The sequence below is a fragment of the Klebsiella sp. K47 genome (assembly GCF_051858335.1).
Taxonomy (GTDB): domain Bacteria; phylum Pseudomonadota; class Gammaproteobacteria; order Enterobacterales; family Enterobacteriaceae; genus Klebsiella; species Klebsiella pneumoniae.
In genome coordinates this window covers 1-17984 of sequence record NZ_JBPYUI010000007.1, presented here as the reverse complement: position 1 = coordinate 17984, position 17984 = coordinate 1, and the positions used below count along the sequence as shown (strand labels likewise).

18 protein-coding genes and 1 pseudogene are annotated in these 17984 nt (G+C 53.0%); 7 read left to right on the top strand and 12 right to left on the bottom strand.

The window, feature by feature from the left end:
• The first annotated feature begins 45 nt into the window (after positions 1 to 45).
• Positions 46 to 1533 carry an alpha-amylase gene (amyA, locus tag RRF55_RS08470; protein WP_004899206.1) on the top strand — a complete coding sequence of 496 codons (1488 nt, stop codon included), beginning with the start codon at positions 46 to 48 and terminating at the stop codon, positions 1531 to 1533.
• Between the two features lie 41 nt (positions 1534 to 1574).
• Here the strand turns inward: amyA and yedD are convergent, their stop codons facing one another.
• The gene (gene yedD, locus RRF55_RS08465) at positions 1575 to 2009 is read right to left on the bottom strand and encodes a lipoprotein YedD (RefSeq protein WP_004189223.1); all 435 of its coding nucleotides are present in this window, start codon (positions 2007 to 2009) and stop codon (positions 1575 to 1577) included.
• A 372-nt stretch (positions 2010 to 2381) separates the two neighbouring features.
• Here yedD and rcsA point away from each other — a divergent pair, with 372 nt between their 5' ends.
• Positions 2382 to 3005 (top strand): transcriptional regulator RcsA, encoded by a 624-nt coding sequence (gene rcsA, locus RRF55_RS08460; RefSeq protein ID WP_439419118.1) that lies wholly within the window; start codon positions 2382 to 2384, stop codon positions 3003 to 3005.
• Between the two features lie 32 nt (positions 3006 to 3037).
• On the opposite strand, the gene dsrB is transcribed toward rcsA, so the two are convergent.
• Positions 3038 to 3229, bottom strand: a complete 192-nt coding sequence (gene dsrB / locus RRF55_RS08455) for a protein DsrB (protein ID WP_002911586.1) — start codon at positions 3227 to 3229, stop codon at positions 3038 to 3040.
• Between the two features lie 133 nt (positions 3230 to 3362).
• On the opposite strand from dsrB, the gene RRF55_RS08450 reads away from it, so the two are divergent.
• The gene (locus tag RRF55_RS08450; RefSeq protein ID WP_002911589.1) at positions 3363 to 3584 is read left to right on the top strand and encodes a YodD family protein; all 222 of its coding nucleotides are present in this window, start codon (positions 3363 to 3365) and stop codon (positions 3582 to 3584) included.
• A gap of 299 nt (positions 3585 to 3883) precedes the next feature.
• Here RRF55_RS08450 and dgcQ read toward each other — a convergent pair.
• Together dgcQ and RRF55_RS08440 are read right to left on the bottom strand one after the other, a co-directional pair.
• A pseudogene (gene dgcQ / locus RRF55_RS08445) lies at positions 3884 to 5562 on the bottom strand (cellulose biosynthesis regulator diguanylate cyclase DgcQ).
• 115 nt (positions 5563 to 5677) lie between these two features.
• Positions 5678 to 6589, bottom strand: coding sequence for a DUF808 domain-containing protein (locus RRF55_RS08440; RefSeq protein ID WP_002911591.1), 912 nt, complete (start codon positions 6587 to 6589; stop codon positions 5678 to 5680).
• 183 nt (positions 6590 to 6772) lie between these two features.
• On the opposite strand from RRF55_RS08440, the gene yedA reads away from it, so the two are divergent.
• Positions 6773 to 7684 (top strand): drug/metabolite exporter YedA, encoded by a 912-nt coding sequence (yedA, locus tag RRF55_RS08435; protein ID WP_016529443.1) that lies wholly within the window; start codon positions 6773 to 6775, stop codon positions 7682 to 7684.
• Here yedA and RRF55_RS08430 read toward each other — a convergent pair.
• The 4 genes from RRF55_RS08430 to drpB form a co-directional block, all read right to left on the bottom strand.
• The gene (locus RRF55_RS08430; protein WP_015874955.1) at positions 7659 to 8153 is read right to left on the bottom strand and encodes a very short patch repair endonuclease; all 495 of its coding nucleotides are present in this window, start codon (positions 8151 to 8153) and stop codon (positions 7659 to 7661) included. The two genes, yedA and RRF55_RS08430, sit on opposite strands and share 26 nt — an antisense overlap.
• The gene (locus tag RRF55_RS08425) at positions 8134 to 9534 is read right to left on the bottom strand and encodes a DNA cytosine methyltransferase (protein WP_004175390.1); all 1401 of its coding nucleotides are present in this window, start codon (positions 9532 to 9534) and stop codon (positions 8134 to 8136) included. The genes RRF55_RS08430 and RRF55_RS08425 overlap by 20 nt, the downstream gene beginning before the upstream one ends.
• Before the next feature lie 76 nt (positions 9535 to 9610).
• Positions 9611 to 10318, bottom strand: a complete 708-nt coding sequence (locus RRF55_RS08420) for a phosphohydrolase (protein ID WP_002911594.1) — start codon at positions 10316 to 10318, stop codon at positions 9611 to 9613.
• A 42-nt stretch (positions 10319 to 10360) separates the two neighbouring features.
• On the bottom strand, positions 10361 to 10642 hold the full coding sequence (gene drpB, locus RRF55_RS08415) for a cell division protein DrpB (protein WP_004151461.1): 282 nt from the start codon (positions 10640 to 10642) through the stop codon (positions 10361 to 10363).
• 538 nt (positions 10643 to 11180) lie between these two features.
• Between drpB and ompC the strand changes: the two genes are divergently transcribed.
• Positions 11181 to 12326, top strand: a complete 1146-nt coding sequence (gene ompC / locus RRF55_RS08410) for a porin OmpC (protein WP_002911596.1) — start codon at positions 11181 to 11183, stop codon at positions 12324 to 12326.
• Between the two features lie 490 nt (positions 12327 to 12816).
• On the opposite strand, the gene RRF55_RS08405 is transcribed toward ompC, so the two are convergent.
• The 3 genes from RRF55_RS08405 to RRF55_RS08395 form a co-directional block, all read right to left on the bottom strand.
• Entirely contained in the window at positions 12817 to 13143 is a 327-nt protein-coding gene (locus RRF55_RS08405; RefSeq protein WP_039104012.1) for a hypothetical protein, read from the bottom strand.
• 2 nt (positions 13144 to 13145) lie between these two features.
• Complete coding sequence (locus tag RRF55_RS08400; RefSeq protein WP_032735112.1) at positions 13146 to 13385, bottom strand: hypothetical protein; 240 nt, start codon at positions 13383 to 13385, stop codon at positions 13146 to 13148.
• Positions 13386 to 13491: 106 nt separating this feature from the next.
• Positions 13492 to 14043, bottom strand: a complete 552-nt coding sequence (locus RRF55_RS08395; RefSeq protein ID WP_420693019.1) for a recombinase family protein — start codon at positions 14041 to 14043, stop codon at positions 13492 to 13494.
• 91 nt (positions 14044 to 14134) lie between these two features.
• On the opposite strand from RRF55_RS08395, the gene RRF55_RS08390 reads away from it, so the two are divergent.
• Positions 14135 to 16327 carry a sialate O-acetylesterase gene (locus RRF55_RS08390; protein WP_439419117.1) on the top strand — a complete coding sequence of 731 codons (2193 nt, stop codon included), beginning with the start codon at positions 14135 to 14137 and terminating at the stop codon, positions 16325 to 16327.
• Positions 16317 to 17099, top strand: a complete 783-nt coding sequence (locus RRF55_RS08385; protein ID WP_439419116.1) for a hypothetical protein — start codon at positions 16317 to 16319, stop codon at positions 17097 to 17099. Before RRF55_RS08390 ends, RRF55_RS08385 begins: the two co-directional genes overlap by 11 nt.
• Positions 17100 to 17148: 49 nt before the next feature.
• Here the strand turns inward: RRF55_RS08385 and RRF55_RS08380 are convergent, their stop codons facing one another.
• Positions 17149 to 17928: a hypothetical protein gene (locus RRF55_RS08380; RefSeq protein ID WP_439419115.1), complete on the bottom strand. Its 780-nt coding sequence runs from the start codon at positions 17926 to 17928 to the stop codon at positions 17149 to 17151.
• Positions 17929 to 17984 lie beyond the last annotated feature (56 nt).

The window sequence follows — 17984 nt, the reverse complement described above, 5'->3', positions numbered from 1 at the left end:
TCCCATACTGCTAAGGTCAGCCTGTTGACGTCTGGAGCATGGAAGATGAAAAACCCCACCTTATTGCAATGTTTTCACTGGTACTACCCCACCGGCGGCGAGCTGTGGCCTGAGGTCGAAGCGCTGGCGCCCAGCCTGAATGAAATCGGCATCAATATGGTCTGGTTGCCACCCGCCTACAAAGGCGCCTCGGGCGGTTACTCCGTCGGCTATGATACCTACGATCTCTTTGACCTCGGCGAGTTTGATCAAAAAGGGTCTGTCGCCACCAAATATGGCGACAAAGCGCAGTTGCTGGCGGCGATCAACGCCCTGAAGGAGCACAATATCGCCGTGCTGCTGGATGTGGTGGTCAACCATAAAATGGGCGCTGATGAAAAAGAGGCTCTGCGCGTTCAGCGCGTCGATGAGCAGGATCGTACGCAAATTGACGAGGAGATCATTGAGTGCGAGGCATGGACGCGCTACACCTTCCCGGTGCGCGCCGGACAGTATTCGCAGTTTGTCTGGGACTACAAATGTTTTAGCGGCATTGACCACATCGAGAACCCGACGGAAGACGGTGTGTTTAAAATCGTCAACGATTACACCGGCGAAGGCTGGAATGAACAGGTCGATGATGAGCTCGGCAACTTTGACTATCTGATGGGCGCCAATATCGATTTCCGCAATCATGCAGTGACCGAGGAGATCAAATACTGGGCGCGCTGGGTAATGGAGCAGACCGGCTGCGACGGTTTTCGTCTTGACGCGGTCAAGCATATCCCCGCCTGGTTTTATAAAGCGTGGATCGAGCATGTTCAGGAGGTGGCCCCGCAGCCGCTGTTTATTGTAGCGGAATACTGGTCCCATGAAGTGGAGAAGCTCCAGCAGTATATCGACCTGGTCGAGGGCAAAACGATGCTGTTTGATGCCCCACTGCAGATGAAATTTCATGAAGCGTCGCGCCAGGGCCGCGATTATGACATGAGCCAGATTTTCAGCGGGACGCTGGTCGAAGCCGACCCTTTCCATGCCGTCACTCTGGTCACCAATCATGATACGCAGCCGCTGCAGGCCCTCGAGGCGCCGGTTGAACCCTGGTTCAAGCCCCTCGCCTATGCGCTGATCCTGCTGCGGGAGAATGGCGTGCCCTCGGTCTTTTATGCCGATCTCTTCGGCGCTTCCTATGAGGATACCGGCGGCGACGGAGAGACATATGCCATTGAGATGCCCGTTATCGAACAACTCCACGAGCTGATCGACGCCCGTCAGCGTTTTGCCCATGGCGTGCAAACCCTTTGGTTCGATCATCCTAACTGCATCGCCTTTAGTCGTAGCGGTACTGACGACGATCCAGGCTGCGTGGTGATCATGTCCAATGGCGATGAGGGCGAAAAGACGCTGACGCTGGGCGAAAACTATGGCTACAAACGCTGGCGGGATTTTCTCGGTAACCGGGAAGAGATTGTCGAAACCGATGGCGAAGGCTGCGCGACCTTTACTTGTAACGGGGGGAGCGTGAGCGTGTGGGTATTAGAGGAGGTGCTGTAGTTCCCTGACGCCGGGCGGGCCAGCTATGGCCCGCCAAAATCTCAGCGCGTGGAGGCCGGCGCGCTGACGGGCCCCGTCGCTCGCGCTTTGGCCCACGCCTTCTCGCACTCCGGAGTGAGACGTTCAACACGGGACAACGTCATCCGATCGTAGGAGATCGTGTTGCCCTCGCGCTCGACAGGATAGATGTCCAGGGAAGCGGTCACGTTGTAAATCTCACTGTCACGATTCATCAGTTTCCCCGGCTGCGCAATCACGCGCTGCCACTGGCGGCAGTCGAAGGTGTCCCCTTCTTTGGTGACAATCAGGCTGGCAATGGCGTCAGGACTCATCATCGCGCTCTGCGGCCCTTTCGTTTGCCAGAAACCTGCAAGGCCAGCCGGCGCCGGCGCTTTAACCACGTCCTCATAACGATCAACCTGTACGCAACCGGCCAGCGCCACCACCATGCCAGCAAAAAATAACTTTTTCATCATTCATCCCACAAGCCGATAAAAAAGTATTGTGGCATTAAAGCGTTAAGCCTTCCACCCCCACCGCAAAGGGATAAGCGAGCAAGCCAGCAACCGCTAACGTGGGTTTCATTTGAAGTAAGGAAATTCTGAAAGTAAAATAATACTGGGCGCGTAACCATAGCATCTATGGGCACTTTTTGTTTTTAATTCGGTCACACTACCGGTTCTTGACTTTACTTTAAGAGTTTTCCTGGCAAATTATATGCATAGATGCGGAATAGTTTAATGGAGCTAATGGGTTCTTTCTAAACCTACTATTATTATCGCCCGCAAGGACTGCTTCGCACAGCCAGTGCGAAGTGTATATCGTTACGTGTTGATTGAGGATGGGTCATGTCAACGATGATTATGGATTTGTGCAGCTATACCCGGTTGGGATTGACGGGATATCTGACCAGTCGGGGAATTAAAAAACAGGAAATCGTTGAGGTCAACAATGCTGCGGATCTGCAGAAACACTTTACGTCGTGTTGCCCGGCGGTGGTGTTTCTGAATGAAGACTGTTTCGTGCATGATGATGAAAGTAATGGCATTATTCGCCAGATCATTACGCAAAACCCGGCGACGCTGTTTGTTATCTTTATGTCGCTGGCGAACATCCATTTTGACCGCTATTTGCGGGTACGGAAGAATCTGCTAATCAGTTCAAAATCGATAACCCCAAAAGACCTTGATGTTATTCTGGTTAATTATCTTAAATACAAAAACACCAGTGTAGGGCAGTTAACTTTACCGACATTGTCACTGAGTAAAACAGAATCAAATATGCTGCAAATGTGGATGGCCGGGCATGGTACTTCGCAAATCTCAACGCAAATGAACATCAAAGCGAAGACGGTATCGTCGCATAAAGGCAATATTAAAAAGAAAATACAAACGCATAATAAGCAGGTGATTTATCATATCGTTCGGCTGACCGAAAACATCACCTCCGGTATTCAGGTAAATATGCGCTGAAACAAACTGGCGGCGCTCCCGCCAGTTCAGTTTTACGAGACCTCTTTTTCCACGAAAATCCCATCCGGGTGGCCTATTTCATTAAAAAACCAGATCCCCAGAGGATAGTCTTCCAGTGAAACCAGATACATCGTTCCTTCACTAAACGACTCAATCGCCAGCACTACCCCCGATCGACGTGGGCCACCGTCGGTCTTCACCGTGACACGATCGTTCACCTGCATAATCATCTCCTCTATATTTTCAGCCAGTGTAGAACAAAACCACGCAACTCGCAGCGTCGCGGCACGTGACTGGCGCTTTTTTAGACCGGCTATACTTAGAGAGGCTTGAGCAACGCTCAGCGAGGGGGTAATGATGAAGCACCAATTAACAGGCCAGACCGGGGACGACCTTGACGTCAACGTAGATGCCCTGCTGGCGGCGATAAATGAGATCAGCGAAAGCGAAGTCCATCGCACGCTGGACGACCCGCAGCGCGCCAGCATCGATGGCCGCGGGTCACATACCTGGCGTGAGCTGGCGGAGGCATTCGAACTCGATATTCACGATTTCAGCGCCAGTGAAGCCAACCGTTAGCGGCAGGCGAAAAAAATCCCGACTCGCAGGAGTCGGGATCAAACTTGCTAATGCAAGAAGCACTTGAAAATTCGTTACACCGGGAAATCCGATGCGTTGAAACATTATCCTCAATTATTTTGCATGACAAGAGATATTCATGACGCAAAATATTGAGAATGTTGGCGCCTGGTGACTGACCGGGCTGCAAGGCTGATGTGAGAAGGCTTAGCCGCAAACCGGTTTCATTCGATAGCGCGATCGCCTGCGATCACTTTAAGATAATTCTCATTTTGCCAATCGGCATCGAAACGTTTTACTCACGCTGCGCTGCGGAAACAGACCTGGTTACGCCCATTTTGCTTGGCCAGATAGAGTCGCCCATCGGCCACCGACTGCAGCGCTTCAAACTGATACTCCCCCCGCTCTTCGCTGGCGCTCACCCCTAACGAGGCGCTAACCCGCAGCGTCACGTTGTTATGCAAAAAGACTTCCCGTCCCTGGATACGCTGGCGCAATCGCTCCGCCACCGCCGCCGCTTCCTGCAGGGTGGTATTCGGCATCACGATACAAAACTCTTCTCCGCCCACTCTGCCCAGCAGATCGCCCTGCCGAACCGCGCTGGACAGCGTACTGGCCACCATCGACAGCACCCTGTCCCCCGCCTGATGACCATAGCGATCGTTGATGTGCTTAAAATGATCCAGATCGAGTTGGATCACCGCCAGCGGCCGTCCGCTGCGCTGGCAGTCGCTGGCTACCGCCATCGCCTGTTCAAACAGCGCCCCGCGATTGAGCAGGCGAGTCAAGGCATCGTGCCATGCCTGCCACTCCAGAGAGGTTTGCAGAACGCTCATGTTGCGGACCATGCGGCGGATCACCAGCAGGAGAGCAACAGCATCAAGGTGAAGAGGACCCACATCAGGGTCAGGGCGATGGTGATGGTGCCAAAGTTCCCGCGGACGCCTTCCCGCAGAGTGTGGATCCGCAGCAGCACGCCGTCAAAATTGCGCAGTTTGGCCCAGCTGATATAGCGCGTCAGCAGACGCAGCCCTCCCTGGTTATCATGGACAAACGCGCGGCTCAGCAGCTCCTGCTCGCGCGGGGACAGCAGGGTCAGGACATTCCCCGGCGCGGAAGAAGCCAGCAGGTTCAAATGGCTATCATAAAGTTGGTACTCTCCCTCTTGTCCCCCCTCCATGGCGCTAACCAAAAACGCTTTGATTTCACTGACTGAGAAATCCATCGCCAGCACGCCGCGCCAGTAACCGGCAAAATCCAACGGTATCGAAGCGGTGACCACCTGCTCTTCCAGCTGCGGGTCATCGTCAGGAAAGGTTTGCCAGATAAAGCCTCGCCCCGGATTATTTCGCTGGGTCTGGCGGGTAAACCACGGAGCGCCGAGGGCTTGGGAATAGTGCGTTATCACCTGCGACTCATCCCGCAGCGGCAGGGTCGAGGTAAAAAAGCCGCTACGAGAGATATACTGCATCCGCTCGGCGAAATCGCGATCGTGCTGCGTCAGATTTAGCAGATAACCCAGCTCGAGCGTCGCCATTAGTTCATCAGCCGCCAGCGGATCGTCCACCAGCAGGATAGGGTTGTGGCCAGCGACGCTGCCTGAGATGCCAAACACCGGCAGCTTACGCCGATTCGGTAGCGCCACCCGCCAGGCCTGCTGATGGCGCTGGCTCAGATAGCGTTGGCTGGCCTTACGCAATACATCGATATCAAGCGGCTGTTCGAGCGCCGCCTGCATCCCATGGCGAAAAAACATCATTCTGTCGATGTTGAACTGCAACAGTCCATCCATTTCATGAGCGACGTTAGACAGATTGTTACGCTGGTTGGCCACGTAGGCCTCTTCCAGGTCATTGATTTCACGCCAGATCAGCAGCGTGGAGAAAAACACCACTGCGATAAAACAAGCGTTAACCACATGCGCCGGGCGAGCCAGGTGGTAGCACTTTTTTAACTTCAACCGCAGTGGCTTATCCATCTTTCTCTCGCAATACGTTGCGCAAACCTCGCGGCGTCAGCGCCCCGGTCTCTGTCGATACCCGGGGCGTTTTCAGGGTAGAACACGCGGCGCCGTTACGCTGCGTTTCGCCATGCTACTTTCCAGCGCCACGCAGGCTGCTCACCGCCTTAACGCCCGCCAGCACCACCGCGCCGATGATAAAACCCAGCACCAGGTTGGCGACGACCGGCAGCGTGGAGGCCATCACCCCACCCAACCCCGCGCTCCAGTGCTCGATGGCATGATGCAGCGGCGCAATACCGTGAACGACTATCCCCCCGCCGACGAGGAACATGGCCAGCGTCCCGACGATGGACAACACCTTCATCAGGCGGGGAGCGACGGCCAGGAGCCCTTTACCCAGCCACTGCGCCAGCGCACTACGTTTTTCCGCCAGCCAGTAACCCATGTCGTCCAGCTTGACGATCACCCCCACCAGGCCATACACCCCGATAGTGACCAGAATCGCAATCCCCGAAAGAATAAGGATTTGGTTAAGCAGCGGAGCTTCCGCCACGATGCCGAGGGTAATGGCGACAATTTCCGCGGACAAAATAAAATCGGTGCGAATCGCGCCTTTTACTTTGTCACGCTCAAAGGCCAGCGGATCGCGCTCCGCCAGCGCGGCGAGACGCTGCTGCCGCCGTTCAGGATCCTCTTTGTGTTTCCGCGCTTCCAGACTGTGCAGTACCTTCTCCACCCCTTCGAAACAGAGAAACGCGCCGCCCAGCATCAACAATGGCGTAATCGCCCAGGGGATGAAGGCGCTGATCAACAAAGCCAGTGGCACGAGGATCACTTTGTTAACGAACGACCCTTTCGCCACTCCCCAGACCACGGGCAACTCGCGATTCGCCCGCACGCCGGTAACCTGTTGGGCATTGAGAGACAAATCGTCGCCCAGCACCCCCGCCGTTTTTTTCGCCGCTACCTTGCCCATCACGGAAATATCGTCCAGCAGCGTGGCGATATCATCAAGTAATGTTAAAAGACTACTTCCTGCCAAAATGATTTTCCTTCTCTTTTCATCAATGTCTCCCTCGAGTATGCGTTAAAAAACGGCCGGTGCCCAAGGTACAATTAGTCAATATAAATTTAACAACCTGACGCAAATTAACCACTCGCCAGCACGATAGTTTTCACGTTTACTATATGTCCCCTTTCTATCTCTGCACCGTCGTGAGGAAGTATGTCTACCCGTCAGCTTTTACCGCTCATCGGGGCGCTGTTTGCGCTGTATATCATCTGGGGCTCTACCTATTTCGCTATCGCCGTCGGGGTCGCCAGCTGGCCGCCGCTAATGATGGCCGGCATTCGTTTTCTCGCTGCCGGCGTGCTGTTGCTGGGGTGGCTACTGGCCACCGGCCATAAGCTACCGGCGCGTCGTCCGCTGCTTAACGCTGCGCTGATCGGCGTGTTGCTGCTTGCGGTTGGCAACGGCTTCGTGACGCTGGCTGAACATCAGCACGTCCCCTCCGGCATCGCGGCGGTGATGGTCGCCACCGTACCGCTGTTCACCTTATGCTTCAGCCGCTTTTTCGGCATCGCCACCCGTAAACTGGAGTGGCTGGGCATTGCCATTGGCCTTGCGGGTATCGTGATGCTCAACAGCGGAGGCAACCTGAACGGCAACCCCTGGGGCGCACTGCTGATCCTGATTGGTTCCCTAAGCTGGGCCTTCGGCTCGGTTTACGGTTCGCGAATCGTACTGCCGACCGGCATGATGGCGGGGGCAATCGAGATGCTCGCCGCCGGGATCGTCCTGCTGGTGGCCTCATGGCTGAGCGGTGAAACCTTAACCCGCGTCCCTTCCTGGTCCGGGATCGCTGCCCTGGCCTATCTGGCCATCTTTGGCTCGCTGATCGCCATTAACGCCTACATGTTTTTAATCCGCAATGTCACCCCGGCGGTCGCCACCAGCTACGCCTATGTTAATCCGGTGGTCGCGGTGCTCCTCGGTACTGGGTTCGGCGGCGAGAGCCTGTCGCTCATTGAGTGGCTGGCGCTGGCGGTGATTATTTTCGCCGTAGTGCTGGTGACGCTGGGGAAATATCTCTTCCCCGTCCGCAGCGAGGCTACTCCTTGTAAGGCGTCGAAGTAGTCGTCAGTTCGCGGATCCCCTGCGTATCGATCTGCGCGTCGTGTCCGGCGCCGCAGATCCACTCTTCCAGACGCTCGGTGAGCGCCGCATCACTCAGCCTAAGGCGCCCGCGCAGGGCGCATTCCCAGATGATTAATACCCGCCAGCCCTCTTCGGCCAGCTTTTGCCGGTCGCGGGCGTCGCGCGCCACGTTACCGGCGATTTTGTCCAGCCAGAATGCCGTGCGGGTGGCCGGCACCTTAAACAGATAACAGTCATGGTGATGCCAGAAACAGCCGTGAGTAAAGATAACGCAGCGGTAGTCGGGTAAGGCGAAATCGGGGCGTCCCGGCAGCGCGCGATCCTGGGCGACAAAGGTGAATCCCGCCCCGGTCAGCAGCGCCGCTATCCGCTTTTCAATCGCCGTATCGCGCGTGGCGATCGCCCGCATATTTTTACTGCGCGTCGCTTTATCGTGAACATCCGCCATCATTATCATCCGCTTCGCGGCGCGCCACCGCCTGAGCGATGCGCGGCGCCAGGAGTTTCGCCACCGCGGCGAAGACCGGAACCACCACCGAGTTGCCAAACTGACGATAGGCCTGCGTATCCGATACCGGGATGCGAAAACGCGCCCCCTGCGGGGATTCAAAGCCCATCAGCCGGGCGCATTCGCGCGGCGTTAACCGGCGAGGGCGCCGCTGTTGATTCAGCGGATCGTCAAAATGCTTCTCACCGAGCGGCCGGTCCCAGCCGCGATCGACGAGAATTTCGGCACCATCTTTATAGTAGCGGGCAGAAAGCGTCCGGGCCACGCTGTGGGGATTGGCGGGGTCAACCAGGCCATAACCAAAGCCATTGCCCCGCGCCTGATGCTTGCGGGCATAACGATAAAGATATTTCCACAGCACCGGCGTAAGAATAAATTTCGCATCGACCGTCGGCTCCAGTAGCTCGCCAAATGTTGGCCGCACCGCCGGGTACTGCGCCGCGATGTCGCGCAGCGTAAATCCAGCATGCAGCTGCAGATCGCGACGGAAACCCACCAGCACGATGCGCTCCCGGTGCTGAGGCAAGAAATGGCGCCCGTCAATCACCTTCGGGTCATCCGGCCCGGTATGCCCCGCGTCAGCTACTTCATATCCCAGCTCATCCAGCGTCTGCATGATGATACGGAAGGTGCGCCCCTGATCGTGGCTTTTGAGGTTTTTGACATTCTCCAGCACAAAAATCGCTGGCTGACGAGCCGCGATAATTCTCACCACGTCAAAAAACAGCGTTCCCTGGGTTTCGCAGGCAAAGCCATGCGCACGGCCCATCGCATTTTTCTTAGAGACGCCGGCAAGCGAGAAAGGCTGGCAGGGGAAGCCAGCCAGCAGCACATCATGCTGAGGGATAGATTCACGAATATGCCGCGCCGCCTCCTCGTCGCTAACGTCAGAACGTTGGCTGAGGGTAATATCACGGATATCTTCATTAAAACGGTGCTGCTGCGGATCACAGTACCAGTTGGCCTTATAGGTGCGTACCGCGTGCTTGTTCCACTCGCTGGTGAAAACGCACTGCCCGCCGATGGCTTCAAAACCACTGCGGATCCCGCCAATACCGGCAAACAGATCGATAAAACGGAACCCATAGTGCGGATGATGGGCCGGCGGCGAAGGCAGGAGCGTCGCCAGATGAGCAACTTCCTGCGGGCGCAAACGCTCCGCCACGCGGCCAAGCGCCACCACGCGCTTGAGGATCGCCGCGCTCCAGTGCTGTTCGCCGACGCTCACCAGTTCGGCAACCAGCGTTTTTACATCGTAGATCGTCATCAGCTGACGCAGCAGCGCCTCAGCGTCTTCCCCGGCCTGTTCAGCCAACGACAACGACCTGTGTTCCTTGCTTAACTTTTGCGGCATATCCTCAACCAACGCGGACGATTTTGGCAGAGAGTACCATAAATCACCGGTCGGTTGACGCCTGCGGTGCAAAGCGGCGCAAAACCGCTTCATCCAGCGCCAGCGGCTCCCCCTGCAGCTCCGCGCTGAGCTTAGCCATAAATTCGACGAGAAAACGGGCATTATGCTGCGCCATCGCTTTCCCCTTGTCAGTTTGCATGGTTTCCGGCAAGCGCAGAAGTTTGCACTGGAAATGGTCGAGGGCATATTTGCGGTCATCCAGCGCCCGCCGATCAGCAAAAGGATCTTCGGCATCAAACAAGATGGTATTCAGGGCGCCGGCGACAGCGAAGACCCTCGCCAGACCAATGGCTCCCAGCGACTCGAGTCGATCGGCATCCTGAACTATTTTCGCCTCCAGCGTGCGCGGTGGGATCGCCGCGCTGAAGCTGTGCGCCTCGATGGCATGGCTGACCGCCGGGTAACGATCCGCAGGAAAATCAGCAAAGGCCGACTGCAGAATGGCGAGGGTTTTCTCGGCGGCCATCATCGAGGATCGACTTCGCTCCGGATGATTTTTTGGCAAGCTGACGATGTCATGAAAATAGCAGGCCGTGAGGAGTACCAGCCGGTCGACTTCCTCCCCCGCGGCCAGCTGAGTGGCGGTCGCCCAGACGCGACGAAAATGGGACAGATCGTGTGCGGCGTCATCCTGCGCATGGTGCGTCAGTATCCAGCGCTCAAATCGTTGCTGCCAGTCAACCAGGTCCATAGGCTTTCCTTTATCTGAGGGTCAGCCTCGAGCATAGCAATTTTAGCGCTGATGATCCTGCTCGCCGCGGGATGGACGCGTATACCAGACGACCGCGCCGAGAATAGAGCCAATGCCGCCGAGGACCAGCATGCCCAACAGGGCGCCAAGCCATTTCCCGGCCGTTGTTCCAAAATCACCCTCCACGCTGGCGCCGGGAACGCTGTGAATTTTTCCCACTACCCACCAGTAACGCACAATGACCCAGACACAATATCCGCAAAAAGCATACAACGCCCAGAGCGCAAGTTTCCCTCCCGGGCTGCGTTTTGCCTGCTCTTCCATCTCATTCCTCTCCGTGACACAACAGACTATTGTCACTCAAAACGTGACACGCATCACATTATACCGCTAACCTGCGTCACAGGCAGCAGTTTCATCTTCGTCTTCTGCGCCTTCTCGCGACTTATGCTGCCAATGCGCACAAGCTGAAGAGATGTCCTTATTATCTCCCGTACGCTGAAAGCTATTCATTCCTTAATTATCGCAAGCTGGGTTGATAATTCCCTGGATATTTACATTCACACAAAATAAATTTCCATAATGAATAATGCGCCTGATTATTATTTGTGCAATTTATTTCATAAAATTCACAACGACCAACAAAATATACAATAACGTATTGCTATATAAGAAAATAATAAATTTTGCACAAACATCCAAATTTAATATAAAGAACCACTTAGAAATATTTTGAAATATTTAACATTATTTATTTACATATTTTATTTTAAATAAAGATGAACTTAGTCGTTAGTATCGGATCGTCATTCCGGAGGGATTGTCATAATTCATAGAAATTATTATTAAAAGGGAATATATAATGAAAAGAAAAGTACTGGCACTCATGGTTCCGGCATTATTAATGGCTAGCGCCGCTAATGCCGCCGAAATCTATAACAAAAACGGTAATAAACTGGACCTCTACGGGAAAGTTGACGGCCTGCATTACTTCTCTGACGACGCTTCAGAGGACGGCGACCAGACCTATGTTCGCTTTGGTCTGAAAGGCGAAACGCAGATTACTTCCGAGTTAACCGGCTACGGTCAGTGGGAATACAACATTCAGGCGAACACCAGCGAAAAAGAAGGCGCGAACTCCTGGACCCGTCTCGGCTTTGCCGGCCTGAAGTTTGCCGACTGCGGGTCGCTGGACTATGGCCGTAACTACGGCGTGGTCTACGACATTGAATCCTGGACCGATATGCTGCCGGAATTCGGCGGCGATACCTACACCCAGACCGACGTTTACATGACCGGCCGTACTAACGGCGTGGCCACCTACCGTAACAGCGATTTCTTCGGCCTCGTCGACGGCCTGCATTTCGCCCTGCAGTATCAGGGTAATAATGAAAACGCCGGTTCTGGCGAAGGCACTAATAACGGTGGGAAACGTAAGCTGGCGCGGGAAAATGGCGACGGTTTTGGTATCTCCAGCTACTACGATCTCGATATGGGCATCAGCTTCGGGGCAGCGTATTCGTCTTCTGACCGTACCCATAACCAGCTGGCGGCCGCGCGTAGCAGCCAGCGTTATGCCAACGGCGATAAAGCCGATGCCTGGACCGTCGGCGCGAAATATGACGCCAATAACATCTATCTGGCCGCCATGTATGCTGAGACCCGCAACATGACCTTCTATGGCAACGATAGTTTTGGCGGAATTGCCAACAAAACGCAGAACTTCGAAGTGGTCGCGCAGTATCAGTTCGACGACTTTAATTTACCGCTGCGTCCGTCCGTGGCCTATCTGCAGTCGAAGGGTAAAGATCTCTACGCCTATTCTCGCTACGGCGACAAGGATCTGGTCAAGTATGTCGACGTGGGCATGACCTACTACTTCAACAAAAATATGTCCACCTATGTGGATTATAAAATCAACCTGCTGGATGAAGACGACCGCTTCTACAAAAACAGCGGTATCGCGACCGATGATATCGTCGCCCTCGGCCTGGTCTATCAGTTCTGATCCCCGTCAAAGCCCGCGTTCAGCGGGCTTTTTTATGTTCCCGCTCCGTTGAGATCACTCTTTTCGACATTGCCGCTTTCCAGGCGTACCTTCCCTCTTTATGATGCGTTTAAGCTCGTTCGGGCTAAAAGCGGCGATAAGGTGCCAAAAGGATAAAGCGCGCTACCGCGACTCTACGCTGAAACCAGGACGATGATGATGGTGATACCCCAGCGCAGGCGTTATACCTGAAGCTAACGGTGTTATTGAAGGGAAGGTTAGAGCAAGAAAAGTGGCGGAGAGAGGGGGATTTGAACCCCCGGTAGAGTTGCCCCTACTCCGGTTTTCGAGACCGGACTGTTTTTATTTAAAAACAGATAGTTAGCTATTTTTCTGAGAAAATACCTCAAATTTCACACACAACCTTTTCAATAAGTTAGCCATCCTCAAAACTTCATTTTCTCATGAAAATTTGGCATTAGCCCTTAATGATTGGCTGGGAATACTTTCTTCATATTACTGGATAATCATCATCATCCTTCCCTATCCGGGTAATAACGAATGTCACTATTCCTAAAACTACCACGTCGTCGAGTGCTTCGCCTTCCAGCGCCTCACCGTCTCTTGTAATAAATGCGCGGCCCATGACTTTTGCAAAATCTGTACCGCCGGAGTACTGGATCAATACCGTGTCCTGCTGCTTTGGTTTAACGGAGAAATCAACCACGGCATAACCGGTTTCTGTTTGCACGATCCGAGTATTAGGGCCGGTACCGCAGAGTTTATCGACGGTCAGTCGCCCTTCCACATAGTCTGCTGCTGGCGATGGAAAGCCCACGATTACAGCCCTCCATTCGGGTTGTAAAGCTGGAACGTGCGATCGTCACCTTCCTGAGTTGAAACGTCGCGGAATGTTGTCACGTAGTGCTCTATCCACTGGTTAGCCTGGCGCGGTGACCAGTGCCAGTTATATCTCTCCAGTTCCTGCAGAAATCGCCTGGTGGTGAGGATGCGCTTTCCGTTAGGCAGGATATCTATTGCGTTCCGGCACGCCGTCTCGATTTCGTATAAACGCGGCATACTACCCCCTATCAAATATACTGTATATAAATACAGTAAATGCATGTGTGCAGCAGATCAATATTGGCAGTGGCTATCAATGATCTGCACAGACGCAACATAATGATTATTCAGAAGCAGGCAGGTACCTATAGATAGTTTTCACGTCTACACCTATCACATCGGCTACCTGCCGCCGGGTGGCCCCATTCTCCAGCATTCTGCGGCTTCGCTCCGCAACCTCAGTGGTCATTACCCGGCGGCGGCCGCCGACTCTCCCCTGCTCTCTCGCAGCGGCTAAACCGGCTCGGGTACGCTCCACTATCAACTCGCGCTCCATTTCCGCTAGGGCGCTCATGACGTGGAAGAAAAAGCGGCCTGCTGGCGTACTGGTATCGATGCTGTCGGTCAGGCTGCGGAAATTCACCCCACGCGCCTGCAACTCCGATACGAGCGTAATCAGATCGCGCACGCTGCGGCCAAGCCGATCCAGTTTCCAGACCACCAGCACATCACCCGGGCGGAGCCGTCGCAGCGCTCGCTTTAAACCTGGCCGCCGGGCATTCTTCCCGCTGGCCATATCCTCGAAAACCAGCTCACATTCTGCGCGGATCAGCGCGTTTTTCTGTAAATCGAGGTTTTGATCCCCGGTTGATACCCTCGCATAGCCAATCAGCACTATCTAACTCCTTGAAATAGCTGATTGTAAAAAGCCGCGGCCATTCGCTCAAACCCTCGTTTGGGCGAAGCCTCTTTTTGGAGCAAAAAACATGGCCTTTACTCCCCCGCTCGGGAGCACCTCCCCGGAGGTGTTGCTGGATAATGCCACGCGCCTCGATAAACTGGTGAACGGCCCGGAGGCCACCATCCCGGATCGCGCCGGAGAACCATTAGACTCATGGCGACGGCAACAAAAGAAAGTTGACGATACCCTGGTTAATTTCCAGGAGAACGGCGGCGCTATGGGTTTCAGTTCTTTGCAGGAACTGCTGGCCTTTACACCTGATAAAGCCAATGTTCTGGCTGTCGATACCAGTACAGGAGAACAATATTTGTGGAATGGTACCGAGTGGGTACCTTCTGAATACCAGGTCAATAAGCAGATTAAATCGCTTAACGAAATCGTTGAGAAAAGCCACAGCACGAAGTTCTTTCATCGGTGGAAGGACAGGATCGGAACTATTATCGCCGGGTGGAAAAACGATGATGTGGGCGGTGTTTATTTTCTGTCACGGCTGCTGAAATTCGGCCCGAATGGTTTTTTTGGCGCGGGCATGCAACTGTCAGAAAATGAGATATCGAATAAAACCATCGCATTCAAAAAGGGGCTGGACGGTAAAACCAGAATCTTCGATAAACGCGGCGTGATGCTGGCCTCGATTGAGAACGGCAAACTGCAGATGGCAAAAATGAATATTGAAACCATGCTGCAGTTAGCTGTTAAGTCCGGGAATACTTCTCTAACCATCAAAAAAGATGGCAAGGGGATCAGCGTTTCTGACAAGCGGGGAGTGGTATGTTTCAGGATTGATGAAAGGGGTTACGTTCACGGTAATTTTGTGAATAAAGGCGGGAGCGCCACTCCGGTTTTGACTGAGGAACAGATTATTCAGCAGCTTGAAACTTCAGCCTTTGCAAAGCAGTCAAACCGCTTCAATAAAATTTTCAGTTGCTCTCCAAAGTCCCGTAAAAAAGTAAAAGTCATTCTTGTTTACGGGCAGTCTTTCGCCGCTGGCGCGCAAAGCAATGCAGCGCTCACGACTACACCGCTTTATGGAAATGTGATGTTAGGTCAGTCGCCTCGAGGATCATTCTTCTCTAACCCTCCGGCAGGGAGTGAGGTATACGGGCCGGTTGGCGGGGAGAATAAATTTTATCCTTTGCATGAAGTTTGTCAGGACGTGGACGGAACCATTATCCCGCAAAGTGGATATGGCGAAACGATTTGTTCAACGGTAGGCAATGAGTTCAAGCGCCTGCACAACGAAGCAATGGGGGTCGCCAATGACGATGACATGGTTGTTTGTGTAGGTAGTTGCGGTGTATCAGGGCGGTCGATCGCGCAACTACAGAAAGGAGCATCCCCGGAGCTTTACAACAGAGTTGAAACCTTTCTTGCAGGCGTCGCGGAGGCCTGTGCAGCTGATGGGGTGGAGTTTGAGGTTATTGGGATCATTTACCTGCAGGGAGAAAATGATAATTCCGCCAGCACCACTTACTATGCCGCCCAGTCACAGACTATGCGGCAGAACCTTATCAATTCCTGTAAGGCGGCATCCGGGCAGACCTTCGAACCAATTTATTTGATTAACCAGATTGGTAACACCTATATCAACACAATGGGCGTACCACAGGCGCAGAACAGACTGCCGGAGCAGGCCGACAAAACCATTCTGGTTGGTTCGTATCAGGGACTGCCTAATCCCGGCGCACATCTCTGCTCGAACTCATACCGCAAGCTGGGTTGCCTCTTCGCGCGGGAACTATGGCGCTATTACTCTGGTAATGGTGATTTCACTTTTCGGATAATGAAAGCTGTTCATCGCGAGGACAAAGTTTATTTGTCTCTAACGCCACGGGTAGCGCCACTGAAGTTTTCTGCTGTTTACGATAAATGGACAGAGACACTCCACGCAGATAAAGGGATAACGCTCTCAGATGGTGCAGGGACATTTTCCCCGGAAGATTTTAGTGTTGAAATAGTTTCTGACCGTGTGATCCGCATTAATGCCAGTCGTGCCTTAACTGGAGCAGTGACTGTGTCCCTGGGCGATAAAAGCCATAACGGGACTCATAATATTAGCGACTCGTCCAATGAAGTCGGTGGACTTAACTGGGTATACGGAATAAACGGTCAGTATACTCAGGAAAATATATCTTCTCTCGTTAATAAGCCGTACGCGCTCAATAATTTTGCCGCCATTCAACAAATTCAGTCAGAGGAAATTAAATATGTCTCTTGATTTAGTTATGGGTGATTCTGTTTTTGCATCCGGGATAGGTATTGATGTTCCTGTATCAGAAAACCTGCTTTCTTTTGGTCTTGGGGGCGATCTTTTCGGTGTGAATCTTGTAGAAGATGGTATGCAACCGACAATTGTCGGTGCACCTGCCAGACTGGACGCATACTCAACGCTGCTTGGTCCGGGAGGGTATCTTGATCTGAATATTAAGGAGTCGGAAAACTTCACTTACTTTGCAGTGTTTAAACTGTGGAATTCTGGCGGGGGCGGAAATACCCAACTTATAGGCACATTCCAGAGTTATGCAGCAGATGGCACTACCGCAGTTGTGGGATCGGGGATTGTTCTTGAGGCTCAGGGATACCGTGATGTTATCTGTTCAACGTATGACGGCGGCACTGGTTCATCGTCTGCAAACAACGTGATAATTACGGATGTTGCTGATTTGCCGACAACAGCAGCTACAGCCTCCTGGCGCTGCCTTATTGGCTGCTATGACGGAACTGGCATTAACGGCACTCCGCGACTCAAACGAATAATGGATAAAACAGCTGGAAAATCCGGTTCCTCTCTGACGCCGACGGGTGTGGTTCGTGATATGCGTGGGACATCTACTATCAGGGTAGGGAATACTGGCCCTCGGGTTACTCAAACGAAATCGCTGGCATTTATGGGATATGCTTGCTACGACCGCCAGTTAACTAACGCAGAAATGGATCTGATGTATAACCGGTTTAAAGATATTGGTGAAGTTCAGGGAATGTCACTGTAATAACATCCCCCCGGTTAAAAAACGGGGGGATTGCACCTCATTTCCGAAACTAACTACTCTTAGGTGCGCTCCAGATTCCCGCTTCTACACCTACGACATTCCGCAACCAGTTCATTACTGTGGTTATGTTTGTCCTGCCAATATCGTTGTTGTAAATGAGCACTGCAGAAATTCCAATATCGTTAATAAACTCGCTGGTATCGTAACTTGCGCCGATACGGAGCGTTCGGGAGTTTATGGCTCTCGCGGGTAATGTAGCGATAGTGGCGTCCGGTGGTAGGCTTTCCGACATTGACCATGCACCAACGGCAGGAGTAGAAGATATTATGCCACCAAGGACACCAAAATCGCCGGTATTGAATGCTGATATATCTCTGGTTACCGATGTAATACTACTTGCACCAGTTTGCGCATAGTATCGCAATTGTTTTACAGTGGAGATAATCTCCATTAGAGAGTCACCTGAAATGCTCCCCCCGCTGTCTTTAAAATAGTTTGATGCAATAACGCCTGTTGCAGAAGGTACTTTTGCAATGGCGACAATAGTCTGCGAGGTGGACGGAACTATTTGTGTGTCGTAATATCCTCTGTTAACACTTAAAATTGAACATTTTGAGTCGCTGTAGTCTGGGCTCAAATGCTGAATTAAAGGCAGTGACGGGTTTGCAAAGTTATATGTTGGGTCTGCATTTCGGGAGCCTAAAAAATATGACCCTACCAATCCAGCGGTAACAGGAACCTGCGCCATAATATCAAATAACTTAAAATCATTGAGTTTTGGGTAGTTCAATGTCGGAGGTAATACAATACCTTTTAATTTAACGGTCATGACTATTGCTCCAGAAAATATTTATTCAGTTGATTGAGGAGGAATCGAGCCCCGAC

Bases quoted from the DNA above. Each gene is read 5' to 3' on its own strand.
- RRF55_RS08400 (WP_032735112.1), bottom strand. From the start codon at position 13,385: ATGCCGCGTTTATACGAAATCGAGACGGCGTGCCGGAACGCAATAGAT.
- RRF55_RS08380 (WP_439419115.1), bottom strand. From the start codon at position 17,928: ATGACCGTTAAATTAAAAGGTATTGTATTACCTCCGACATTGAACTAC.
- yedD (WP_004189223.1), bottom strand. From the start codon at position 2,009: ATGATGAAAAAGTTATTTTTTGCTGGCATGGTGGTGGCGCTGGCCGGT.
- drpB (WP_004151461.1), bottom strand. From the start codon at position 10,642: ATGGAAGAGCAGGCAAAACGCAGCCCGGGAGGGAAACTTGCGCTCTGG.
- ompC (WP_002911596.1), top strand. From the start codon at position 11,181: ATGAAAAGAAAAGTACTGGCACTCATGGTTCCGGCATTATTAATGGCT.
- amyA (WP_004899206.1), top strand. From the start codon at position 46: ATGAAAAACCCCACCTTATTGCAATGTTTTCACTGGTACTACCCCACC.
- rcsA (WP_439419118.1), top strand. From the start codon at position 2,382: ATGTCAACGATGATTATGGATTTGTGCAGCTATACCCGGTTGGGATTG.
- yedA (WP_016529443.1), top strand. From the start codon at position 6,773: ATGTCTACCCGTCAGCTTTTACCGCTCATCGGGGCGCTGTTTGCGCTG.
- RRF55_RS08420 (WP_002911594.1), bottom strand. From the start codon at position 10,318: ATGGACCTGGTTGACTGGCAGCAACGATTTGAGCGCTGGATACTGACG.
- RRF55_RS08450 (WP_002911589.1), top strand. From the start codon at position 3,363: ATGAAGCACCAATTAACAGGCCAGACCGGGGACGACCTTGACGTCAAC.
- RRF55_RS08385 (WP_439419116.1), top strand. From the start codon at position 16,317: ATGTCTCTTGATTTAGTTATGGGTGATTCTGTTTTTGCATCCGGGATA.
- RRF55_RS08390 (WP_439419117.1), top strand. From the start codon at position 14,135: ATGGCCTTTACTCCCCCGCTCGGGAGCACCTCCCCGGAGGTGTTGCTG.
- dsrB (WP_002911586.1), bottom strand. From the start codon at position 3,229: ATGCAGGTGAACGATCGTGTCACGGTGAAGACCGACGGTGGCCCACGT.
- RRF55_RS08430 (WP_015874955.1), bottom strand. From the start codon at position 8,153: ATGGCGGATGTTCACGATAAAGCGACGCGCAGTAAAAATATGCGGGCG.